We start from the raw sequence: 11,171 nt of genomic DNA on the forward strand, positions 1-11,171 counted from the left end.
AGGCTTGCGCCAGCAGCGCAAAACTGCCCGGCTTCGCGGCTGCTCCCGCGGTACTCGGCGTCCCGGGGGTGCCGAGCGCGGCGTCGGAAAATCCCTGCGCGCGCAGTCCGGCGCGAAAGGCCGGACCGGTGACGGGGTCGCTTCGGTTTAGTGCGGCGATCTGCTGATACAGATCCGGGTCGGGTCGGTGGGCACCAGCAGGGGCATAACTGCCGATCCGTGTGGGCCCGCGCAGCAGCAGGGGGACCGACAGACCGACCGCCAGTCCGTCTCCATCGGGCCCGCGCGTCGCCGGCATCACGCCGACGACACGGTTCAGCCAGCCGCTGCTCAGGCGCTGGTCGGCGCCGCTTTCGAGATAATCCTGCGCCTCGAAATGCGAACGGGAGCGATAATGCGCTGCCACGGCGTGCACGGGCATCATCTCGCCCCGCGCGTACAAGGCGTGCAGTCCGGTCAGGGCCGGATGAAGTCCGTAAAATCCTCCCAGATCGAGCAGTCCGCCCGCCTGACCGGGCTCCCCGGGCAGCAGGGCGGCGCGCAGCGGTGACAGGCCCGGATCGCCGTAGGGCGTCACCGCCGCCATGCCGTCCAGTGCGCCGCGCAGGATCACGACGACGAAGCGCGCATCGCGCGGCGTGGCGCGCGCGGCGACCGCCATGGAGGATCGGCCGAAGGTGACGCTGGCCGCCAGTCCGAGAAGTGCCGAGCGGCGACGCACAAGCAGATGGGAGCGCATGGTCAGCACCTCTGGAATTCGGGGGCCGTGAACAGCAGGGTCAGGGCATCGGTCCGCCCCCCGGCGTGGTGGATCGCCGTGGCCGTCGCGGGCCGGAGTGCGGGGCCGAGCATCGCGCGCGCGATCTCGATGGGGTCGGGCCCGTCACGCACATGGGCGCTCAGGCTGTAGGCCCAGTCGGCGCGCGCCATCATGTCCGCCGGTTGCGACCAGTCGGCGGCGCGATCGGACCAGCCGTTCGGCAGTGGCGCACCCCAGAGCGGCTGCCCCAGGGTGCGCATGCCCCCCGCGATCGTCAGCCCTCCCGGATGGGGAGCCTGCGCGTCGGGCATCATGGACAGCGCACGCGCGACGGCCAGCGTGTAGTCGAAGGGCGCGCGAAAGCGGGTGCCGGGACGCCACGCATCCGGCAGGTCGACCAGAGCCAGGGCCGCGGTGCCGAGATTGCCTTGTGTCGCCCGCAGGGCACGCTCCAACTGGGCGATGGCGGATGGCGCAGGGTTTTCGCCGACGAAATGCGCGGCCATCTGCGTCGCCAGATGCCGGTACGTCGCCGGGTGGGTGGCAAGCCAGTCGAGCGCGGCGAGGCCGCCCGCTTCCCCGGGGGGAAAGTCCGTGCCCATGATGGCGTGCGAACCGGGCTCATGCGCGTTGTCGCGGAAGACGAAGCCCGGCGTCTCCGCCTTGAGGTCCACGCTCCAGCCGGTCAGGATCGCGGCAAAGCTGGTGACGTCGGCCTGCGTGTAGCCCGAAGCCGGCGAGAGCGTGTGCAGTTCGAGGCATTCGCGCGCCAGATTTTCGTTCAGGCCGCGATGCTGCTTCAGCCCGACCGGGCTGTTCGGTCCGATGGAGCTGGCATTGTCGAGATACATCAGCATCGCGGGATGGCGCATGACCGCGTGCAGCATGTCGGCGAAGCGACCGGTGACGTGCGGGCGGATCGCCTCGCGCACATAGGCACCGATGGTCGCCCGGGTGCCGCCCTGACGCGTGCTGACGGTGAAATGGTTGGCCCAGAACCAGACGAGACGCTCGCGGAACGGCTGGTCGGTGGTCAGAAGCGTGCCCATCTGCGCGACGGTCTCGGCCTTGACGACCGGATTGACCAGCGTGTCGCCCTGTATCTTCCGCATACGCTGTTGGGCCAGCAGTCGCAGCCCGTCGCTGCCGGAGGGCAGATCGGCGGGGAATCCGGGGCTGTCGGCCGCGTGGATCTGGTCGCGCAGCCAGCCGCGCACGTCGCTTGGCGGCTGTTCGTCAGGCCGGGGGCCGAAACCGAAACGGTTCAGGGCATGGGTCGTCTCGACATGCATCGCGGCATCCTCCCTGTCGCGACACTAACGCGGAAGATGTGGCACGGTGTGGGCAGAGACGATGCGTTATGTAACGGCGCGGCGTCAGTCCCCGGCGCACAGGCGCGCGGCTGTCAGCGTGTTGCGCAGCAGGCAGGCGATCGTCATCGGGCCGACGCCGCCGGGTACGGGTGTGATCCGGGCGGCGACGTGCCTGGCCTCGTCAAAGGCGACGTCGCCGACCAGCCGCGTCTTGCCGCCCTCGGTCGGAATACGCGTGATGCCGACGTCGATGACGGTGGCCCCCGGTTTGATCCAGTCGCCGCGCACCAGCCCGCGATGCCCCGTCGCGACCACCAGGATGTCGGCCCGCCGGGCCAGTGCCGGTGTGTCGCGCGTGTCGATGTGCGCAATGGAGACCGTGCAGCCTTCGTTCAGCAGCAACTGCGCCATCGGCTTGCCGACCAGGTTCGAGGCGCCGATGACCAGTGCATCCAGCCCGCGCAGCGAACCCAGTTCATGCCGGAGCAGCAAAAGACATCCCAGCGGCGTGCAGGGTACGATCCCCTCCAGCCCAAGGCTCAGGCGTCCGGCGTTGACCTCCCCCAGCCCGTCGACGTCCTTGCGCGGGTCGATCGCGTTGGTCACCAGGGTGGCGTCAATGTGCTTCGGCAGGGGTAGCTGGACAAGGATGCCATGGATTTCGGGATCGCGGTTGAGACGATCGATCAGGTTGAGCAACTGCGCCTGACTGGTGGATTCCGGCAGCATATGCATGAACGACAGCATGCCCGTGCGGTGGGTCTGCAGGGCCTTGTTCCGCACATAGACCTCGCTCGCCGGATCGTTGCCGACCAGCACGACCGCCAGCCCCGGCGTGATGCCGTGTCGGTCGTGGAAGATCTCGACCTCCCGGGCGATGGTGGCGGTGAGGTTGCGCGCGAAGGCCTTGCCGTCGATGATCTGTCCGCGACCATCCTGCCCGCGGCCATCCTGTTCAGGGTGCGAAACCGGTGCGGTCATCTGGGGGGCGGAGGGGTCGGTCATGGACAATCCGGCGGTTGTGCGTGAAACACTCGGGTCATCACGCAACGGGGATGAATGTAATGGATCAGCCCATACGCAAGAATTTCGCCAGCGACAACGTCGTATCGGTCAGCCCGTCGATCATGGACGCAATGTTGGCGGCCAACACCGGCACTGCCCCCTCCTACGGGGCTGATCCCCTGAGCTGCCAGCTCGACGCTGCCTTTTCGACTGTATTCGGCACTGACGTCGTCGTGTTGCCAGTCGGCACGGGGACGGCGGCCAACGCATTGGCACTTGCCGCGCTGACCCCGCCGTATGGCGTGGTCCTGTGCGAGACTGGTGCGCACATCAACACCGACGAGGGTGGCGCTGGAGAGTTCTTTACCCATGGCGCGAAACTGGTTGGCATTGCGTCCGGGGACGGCCGCATCACGCCCGATGGGTTGCGTAACAGGCTGGCCCGTCCTGGGGTTCGTATCGAGTACAGTCCCCTGCATGCACTAAGCCTGACGCAGGCGACTGAATGGGGCACCGTCTACGATGTGTCGACGGTGCAGGCGCTGGGCGGTCTGGCCCGCGAGGCAGGCTTGCGGATCCATATGGACGGGGCGCGGTTTGCCAACGCGGTCGCGCATCTCGGCTGTGCCCCGGCGGACGTGACGTGGAAAGCCGGCGTCGACGTCCTGTCCTTCGGGGCCACAAAGAACGGTGCCATGGCGGCCGAGGCGATCGTGTTCTTCGATCCGGCGCTGGCGCGCGATAGCCGCCTGCGGCTCAAGCGCGGTGGTCATCAGTGGTCGAAACACCGGTTCCTCGCGGCGCAATTACTGGCGTATCTCAACGATGACCTGTGGCTGCGCAACGCGCGGCAGGCCAACGCGGCGGCAACCCGGCTGGCTGCGGGGCTGGCGGCATTGCCCGATGTCAGCCTGCCGCTGCCCACGCAGGCTAACGAGGTGTTTGCGATCGTCCCGCCGGGTCTGGCCGACGGTCTGAAGGCGGCCGGGTTCCTGTTCTACCCGTGGGACGCACCGGCCGGAGAGGCCAATCCGATGATCCGTCTGGTCACCAGTTTCGACATGACCGACGCGGATGTGGACGGCTTCCTGACCGTCGCACGGGGTCTCGTCGCGGCCTGACACACGGCGAGGGTGGGGCCGCGAGCAAAACTTCCGGCACATCAAGGCGTTGAGCGTGTTCCGAGGGCCCCAGGCCCGACCCGCTCGCTGTCCCATGGCTGGAGAACCGCCCTTATGACGTCCGCCCCGCCCTCCGCCGCGCCGGCCCGCCGCCGTCGCGTGGTGCCTTCGGTCCTTGGTATCCTCGCGGTTCTTATCCTGCTGCTGATCGTGTTCTGGTCGTGGGACTGGTTCGTGCCGATCATCGAACGCCAGGCGAGCGCGGCCCTGCAACGTCGCGTCACGATCGCCCATCTGCATGTCCGGCTGGGCAAGGTTACGACCGTGACGCTCGACGACGTGCATGTCGACCAGCCCAAGGGATTCGAGAGTGAGACGGCGCCGTTCGCCGAAGCCCGGCACCTGACCGTGTCCGTCGACGCCTGGCGCTACATCTGGCATCGCACGCTGGCCTTGCCGCTGATCGCGCTGGATGCGCCCTCCGCCGACATCCTGCGTCGTGCTGACGGCACGAACAACTACACATTCGGCAGCTCGTCGGGCGGCACAGCGAGCTCGGGCAATGGTGGTGGCCTGCCCGAGATCTCTGTGTTGCAGATTACCGACGGCCACGCGCACGTCCGGGACGTGAAGCTGCGCGCTGACATGCACATCGCGATGCACACCGTCGATCCGAAGGGCGACGACCGGGGGCAGATCATCGCCGACGCCGAGGGGCGCTATGCGGGGCAGCCCATCAACGGGCACTTTGTGGGCGGCGCGCTGCTGGGCGTCATGGACGCGCGGCCCTATCCGATTGACCTGACGGTGCATAACGGACCGACGCTGGCATCGTTGAAAGGGACGCTGGACGATCCGATGAAGTTCGCGGGTGCAAAGCTCGCGTTGCACTTCTCCGGACCGGACATGGCGCTGCTGTTGCCGTTGACCGGTATTCCGATCCCGCACACCCCCGCCTACAACATAACCGGCAATCTCGATTACACGCGCAACCTGATCCAGTTTACCGATTTCCGAGGCCGCATGGGTTCCAGCGACATCGGGGGCACCATCCGCGTCAACCCGCACGAAAGCGTGCCGCGCGTGGACGCCGACCTGCGCTCGCGCCAGGTGGATCTGGCTGACCTCGGCGGCTTCATCGGCGCCCACCCCGAAAGCAAGCAGGCCGCGGCCAAGGCGGATAGCCAGAACCCGAGCCTTCTGCCGAACACGCCAATCGACGTTCCCAAGCTTCGGTCCGTCAATGCGCATCTTCTGTATCATGGTGATCACATCGAAAACAAACGCACGCCTTTGGACAACATCGACGCCGATATCGCGATCGAGGACGGCGCCATCGACGTGCGTCATCTGAACTTCGCGGTCGGTTCGGGCACGTTGGCCAGCGGCATGAGCCTTCAGCCGGCGGACCAAGGCTTTTCGACCAAAGCCCATGTCGATTTCGCGCGTCTCGATCTGGCCGACATCATGAAAAAGACAACCAACAGCGCCGCGCGCGGCATCATTGGAGGCCATTTCACCCTGACGTCGCGCGGCCGGTCGATGGCCGAGCTGATGGCCAATGGCGACGGCGGCCTTACGATGGCGCTGGATCAGGGTGGCAACATGAGCGCGCTGGTTCCCGACGTTCTGGGGCTGGAGTTCGGGAACGCCATCCTGACAGCACTTGGCCTCCCGTCGAATACCGACATCAACTGCTTCATCGCCGACATGCCCCTGCGCAACGGCGTGGCGACGACGCGCACCCTGATGCTCGACACCAAGGAAGCTCGTACCCGGGGCGAAGGCACGATCGATTTCCGCCGCAACACGATCGATTACGCCCTGACGACCCGTTCGCAGCACTTCACGGTGCTGTCGGTGCCGGGCGCCATCCACATCAGCGGCCCGATCAAGAGTCCCTCGATCCTGCCCGGGGCGGAGGTTCTGGGTCGCACGGCAGCGGCGGTCGGGCTCGGAATCCTGATGCCGCCGGCGGCCCTGTTGCCGACGATCCAGTTCGGTGTGGGGGACAAGGGGGCGTGCGCGCGGCTGGTCGCGGCGGCCAACGACAATCCGGCGGCGGGGATTGCACCCGGAAGCCTGACCGGCGCGCGCCCGGCGCACAGCAGCGCGAACGGCCGTCATCCGCAGGTCAAGCCGACGCCGGGCAAGCACGCGGGTGCTGCGTCGCCGGCCGATGTACGTGCCGCGTGGGCTGCGAAGACACAGAAGAACACTCACTGAGCGGACGTCCCCTCGAACATTGCCGATGCGGTTCGCGTGTTCGAGGGTGGCCGGTGGTGCGCCGAACGTGTCTGCGGGTACGGCTGAGGCTCCGCAACCGCTGGCGCCGAGCCCTCCCTTTTGCGGGGGCACTCATTCCGTACGAACATAGCCAAGGGATGGGAATCCGATCGGCGGCGAAGCGTCTCGGCGCCTCGCTCTGATCTTTGTATTATAAAATATCGTTTTTTATACGTCGTAAATTCGAACGTCGTTGAACGCTCCGGACTCTCTTTTCCGCCGCGGCCTGCCGCCAGAGGTGCCACATAAAAATGGCACTGAGTGTCATTTTCTCACAAGAGAGTGATCGCCGGGCGCATTGCACCCCCATCGCAGCTTCCGATACCGATTGTCGCGCTATAGCGGACTAAACCGGTCTGGTAAGGCGCTTCGGCGCTGCTGTCTGCCGGATTACTGTCGGAAGAATGGAGCGGATCAATGACGATTTCCCAAGCGCATCCGTACAAGGCGCGTTATGAAAACTTCATCGGCGGGACGTGGAAGCCCCCCGTGGACGGCACGTACATGGACAACACCTCGCCGGTGAACGGCAAGGTTCTGTGCGAGGTTCCCAAATCCACCGCCGCTGATATCGAGCTGGCTCTGGACGCGGCTCATGAGGCGTTTCCGCGCTGGGCGCGCACCTCGGCGGCCGAACGTTCCCTGATCCTGCTGAAGGCGGCGGATCGGATGGAAGCGAATCTGGATCTGCTGGCGCGAGCCGAAAGCTGGGACAACGGCAAGCCGATCCGTGAGACGCTGGCGGCCGATATTCCGCTCGCGATCGATCATTTCCGGTATTTTGCCGGCTGCCTGCGCGCGCAGGAAGGCGCGCTGAGCGAGATTACCGACACGACCATAGCCTATCATTTTCATGAGCCTCTGGGCGTCGTCGGGCAGATCATTCCGTGGAATTTCCCGATCCTGATGGGATCGTGGAAGCTTGCTCCCGCGCTGGCCGCCGGTAACTGCGTGGTCATGAAGCCGGCCGAGACGACCCCGGCCAGCATTCTGGTGCTGATGGAACTGATCGGCGATTTGTTTCCGCCGGGAACACTCAATATCGTCAACGGCCTGGGACGCGATGTCGGTGCGGCGCTCTCGACCAGCCCGCGCATTGCCAAGATCGCCTTCACGGGTTCGACGCCGACCGGCAAGATGATTGCGCACGCTGCTGCCGAGAACCTTATTCCGGCGACGCTGGAACTGGGCGGCAAGTCGCCCAACATCTTCTTTGCCGATGTCATGACGCGTGACGACGATTATCTGGACAAGGCGATCGAGGGTTTTGCGATGTTCGCGCTCAATCAGGGGCAGATCTGCTCCTGCCCGAGCCGCGCGCTGGTGCATGAAGATATCTACGAGGCGTTTATCGAGCGCGCGCTGCCCCGGGTGCGCGCGATCCGACAGGGCAACCCTCTCGATCCGCAGACGATGATGGGTGCCCAGAACTCCGCCATGCAGGAACAGAAAATCCTCGACTACATCGCGATTGGTCGTGACGAGGGGGCGGAACTCCTGACCGGTGGCGCCCGTCCCGATCTGGGTGCCGACCTGAACGGCGGCTGCTATGTCCAGCCCACGGTGTTCCGGGGCAACAACAAGATGCGTATCTTCCAGGAGGAAATCTTCGGTCCGGTCCTCGGTGTGACGACCTTCAAAACCGAGGAGGAAGCGCTGGCGATCGCTAATGACACGCCGTTCGGGCTCGGGTCGGGTGTGTGGTCGCGTGACGCGAACACGTGCTACCGCATGGGACGCGGGATCGAGGCCGGTCGCGTCTGGATCAATTGCTACCATGTCTATCCGGCGCACGCGGCGTTCGGCGGCTACAAGAAGTCCGGTATCGGTCGCGAAACGCACAAGATGGTTCTTGAACATTACCAGCAGACCAAGAACCTTCTCGTCAGCTACAGCGAAAAGAAGCTCGGCTTTTTCTAAGTCCCGGCAGGCCGTCCGCGCGTCGCGGGCGGCCGCCCACGCCGGACCATTTTCTATCCACAAGGAACCCGTCAATGATGCCGTCCAGAGCCGAAATCGTGATTGTAGGCGGCGGCGTCGCCGGTCTGGCGCTGGCGACGCGGCTGGGAAACAGCCTGGGCGTGCAGGGACGGGCCCGGATCACCCTGATCGACCGCAGCTTTTCCCATGTGTGGAAGCCGATGCTCCACTGCTTCGCCGCCGGCACCGCGTCGAACGAGAACGATCGCATCAGTTTCATGGCGCAGGCGAGCGCGAATCACTTTGAATTCTGGCCAGGGGATGTCGTCGGCCTCGACCGCGAACGGCGTGAAATCACACTGGCGCCGCTGTGCGCCTCCGACGGCGCCGTCGTCCTCGACAGCCGGACTTTGCCGTATGATGCTCTGGTGTTGTCGATCGGCAGTTGCGCGAACGATTTCCGGACGCCGGGTGTGGCCGAGAACTGCCTGTTCATCGATAATCTCGTCGAAGCCAACGCGTTTAACGAGAAGTTTCGCATGGCGCTTTTGCGGGCCTATGCGGATGGCGGCGCGCTTGATATCGCAATCGTCGGGGGCGGTGCCACAGGAACCCAGCTTGCGGCCGAACTTCACAAAGCACTCGATATCGTCGGGCTGCATGCTTTTGCGACATCGCCGCCCAAGCTTCGCGTCACTCTTCTGGAGGCCGGCGCGCGGATCCTGCCCGCGTTCCCCGAGCGCGTGTCCGTCGCGGCGCAGGCGGAGCTGGAGCGGCTTGGCGTGTCGGTGCGGACGTCCGCGATGGTGGCCGGCGCCGATGGCACCGGGTTCAGCCTGAAGGACGGCACCCATGTCCCGGCCGCCCTGCGCGTCTGGGCCGCCGGCGTGAAGGCGCCCGAGGTGACAGGCACGTATGGCGGCCTGTCGTTGAGCCGCACGGGGCAGATCATCGTCAAGCCCAACCTGCGTTCCGTGGACGATCCGCATATCTTCGCTATGGGCGACTGCTCGTTCATTGCCGATGAGCCGCTGCCGCCGACGGCGCAGGTCGCGCGGCAGCAGGCCCATCACCTGGCGCGACATCTTCCGGCCTTCATTCGCAACGGCACCGAACTGCCGTCGTGCGTGTTCCGCAACAAGGGCGCGATCGTCGCCCTGGGCAATTACAACGGTTGGGGTACGCTGCCGGGCGGCAACGTGTTCGGCGGCGGCTTTCTCAGCGGGCTGGGCGCCCGACTGGGTCACATCATGCTGTATCGCCAGCACCAGGTGGAGATTTACGGCTTCTGGCGCGGTCTGATGTCGTTGCTGGCCGACAGGATCGATGTCGCGATCCGGCCGGCGGCGCGTCTGGACTAGCGTGACGCGTTTCGCGCTTGCCGCCGGCGGTTTCCGGCGCCGAGAACTGCTCGGCCTGCAGGGTTAGCACCTGCCGGAGAATCGGCAGGACAGGCCGGGTGCCGTTCAGCCGGATCCATTCGTCGAGGGCCGTGCGAAAGGCCGCGATGCCCGAACGCGCGGTGACGCGCGCGGCCAGATGCCGATCCCGGCTGTTCGGCAGCCTGCGTGCCAGTGCGGTCGCCAGACTGTCCTCCCATTGCGCGTATTTCCGCAGGCTCACAGACAGGAGTGCCGGTGTGCGCTCGATAAGGAATACGAAGGCGAAGGCTTCGTGTTCCGTGGGCGCGATGTGCGGGATCACCGCTTCCAGGGCCTGTGCGAGCAGGGTTTGCGGCGGACATTCCGGCGGGCAGTTTTCCACCGTTCGCGTCAGCACGGCGGTCATCTGTCCGGTCCACGCGGTGACGATATCGGCTTTGGTCGGGAAATACCGAAACAGAGTGCGGCGGGAAATCCCCGCCGCCGCCGCGATGTCGTCGACCGTCGTTGCGTCGAACCCCCGCGTGGACAGAAGCGACATCGCCGCGTTGATCAAAGCCTCGTGCGTATCGACGCGTTTTTGTTCGCGTCGCGACAAAGGTTCGAGGGAGGACTCAGGTAGAACCGACTGTGTCATGCCCTCAGCCTAGCAGAGAGGGCGCGCGTTCGGCTACGCGCGGACGCCATGTCGGCCCGTCAGTGAAAGCGGCCCGGCGCACCACGCTGAAGCACTTCGATCTGGTAGCCGTCGGGGTCGGTCACGAAGAAGAAGCGCCCGATGACGCGCTCGCCCAGCGCGAGGTCCTTGATCGGCTTAGGGGCAAGGCCCGCGGCTTCAAGGCGCGCGTGTTCCGCTGCCAGATCCGCGACGGAGACCGCCAGATGGCCGTAGCCGTTGCCAGGGTCGTAGGCCTCCGACCGGCCGTGGTTGACCGTCAGTTCAAGCTCGAAGCTCTGTTCATCGTTTTTCAGATAGATCAGGGTGAAATCGTCGAAGGCAAAGCGATCGGCGACCTCCAGCCCGAAAGCCGTGCGATAGAACGCAAGCGAGCGTGCCTCGTCGACGACGCGAATCATGGAATGGATAAGGCGTGCCATGGTCGATCCTTTTCATGGGCGAAGGGGCCGCGGGGTTTTATCCCGTGCTGTGTGACAACGCGGCACGCAGCGAAACGGGCGTGTTGGTCACGATAATGTCGATCGGGCGCGACCGCACCCATCGCGCGGCTGCGTCCGGCATCCAGATGTCGTGCGTGGCGCCGAAGGCGCCGGGGCCGAGAAGATCGGTGATCACGACAGCCCCGGCCTGATGCGCGGCATGAAACAGGGCGACGTCGGCCGCACGCGGCACGTAAGCCGCGAAACGCCGCCCGCGCGCCATGTC

General features: G+C 65.7%; 9 protein-coding genes and 1 pseudogene. 4 read left to right on the forward strand and 6 right to left on the reverse strand.

The genetic code is table 11. From position 1 onward, the window contains the following. From HUK82_RS11425 to HUK82_RS11435, 3 genes are all read right to left on the reverse strand, one after another. The coding region (locus HUK82_RS11425; protein ID WP_408851060.1) for a DUF1501 domain-containing protein at nucleotides 1-727 on the reverse strand (727 nt) is incomplete at its 3' end. A gap of 14 nt (nucleotides 728-741) precedes the next feature. Beyond that, the gene (locus HUK82_RS11430) at nucleotides 742-2,052 is read right to left on the reverse strand and encodes a DUF1800 domain-containing protein (RefSeq protein WP_176614080.1); all 1,311 of its coding nucleotides are present in this window, start codon (nucleotides 2,050-2,052) and stop codon (nucleotides 742-744) included. Between the two features lie 84 nt (nucleotides 2,053-2,136). Next, nucleotides 2,137-3,054, reverse strand: a complete 918-nt coding sequence (locus HUK82_RS11435) for a bifunctional methylenetetrahydrofolate dehydrogenase/methenyltetrahydrofolate cyclohydrolase (RefSeq protein ID WP_212648081.1) — start codon at nucleotides 3,052-3,054, stop codon at nucleotides 2,137-2,139. An 83-nt stretch (nucleotides 3,055-3,137) separates the two neighbouring features. Between HUK82_RS11435 and HUK82_RS11440 the strand changes: the two genes are divergently transcribed. From HUK82_RS11440 to HUK82_RS11455, 4 genes are all read left to right on the forward strand, one after another. Further along, complete coding sequence (locus HUK82_RS11440; protein WP_176614082.1) at nucleotides 3,138-4,199, forward strand: threonine aldolase family protein; 1,062 nt, start codon at nucleotides 3,138-3,140, stop codon at nucleotides 4,197-4,199. Between the two features lie 114 nt (nucleotides 4,200-4,313). Next, nucleotides 4,314-6,425: an AsmA family protein gene (locus HUK82_RS11445; protein WP_176614083.1), complete on the forward strand. Its 2,112-nt coding sequence runs from the start codon at nucleotides 4,314-4,316 to the stop codon at nucleotides 6,423-6,425. A gap of 477 nt (nucleotides 6,426-6,902) precedes the next feature. Beyond that, complete coding sequence (locus HUK82_RS11450) at nucleotides 6,903-8,405, forward strand: aldehyde dehydrogenase family protein (RefSeq protein ID WP_176614084.1); 1,503 nt, start codon at nucleotides 6,903-6,905, stop codon at nucleotides 8,403-8,405. A 77-nt stretch (nucleotides 8,406-8,482) separates the two neighbouring features. Next, on the forward strand, nucleotides 8,483-9,766 hold the full coding sequence (locus tag HUK82_RS11455) for an NAD(P)/FAD-dependent oxidoreductase (protein WP_176614087.1): 1,284 nt from the start codon (nucleotides 8,483-8,485) through the stop codon (nucleotides 9,764-9,766). Here the strand turns inward: HUK82_RS11455 and HUK82_RS11460 are convergent. The 3 genes and pseudogenes from HUK82_RS11460 to HUK82_RS11470 all read right to left on the reverse strand — a co-directional run. Beyond that, nucleotides 9,654-10,424 carry a TetR family transcriptional regulator gene (locus tag HUK82_RS11460; RefSeq protein WP_176614085.1) on the reverse strand — a complete coding sequence of 257 codons (771 nt, stop codon included), beginning with the start codon at nucleotides 10,422-10,424 and terminating at the stop codon, nucleotides 9,654-9,656. The two genes, HUK82_RS11455 and HUK82_RS11460, sit on opposite strands and share 113 nt — an antisense overlap. A gap of 59 nt (nucleotides 10,425-10,483) precedes the next feature. Beyond that, entirely contained in the window at nucleotides 10,484-10,885 is a 402-nt protein-coding gene (locus tag HUK82_RS11465; RefSeq protein ID WP_176614086.1) for a VOC family protein, read from the reverse strand. Between the two features lie 37 nt (nucleotides 10,886-10,922). Next, nucleotides 10,923-11,171, reverse strand: a pseudogene (locus HUK82_RS11470) (hypothetical protein); the annotation flags it as partial.

Origin of the sequence: Ameyamaea chiangmaiensis (assembly GCF_013376175.1) — a bacterium.
Lineage (GTDB): Bacteria > Pseudomonadota > Alphaproteobacteria > Acetobacterales > Acetobacteraceae > Ameyamaea > Ameyamaea chiangmaiensis.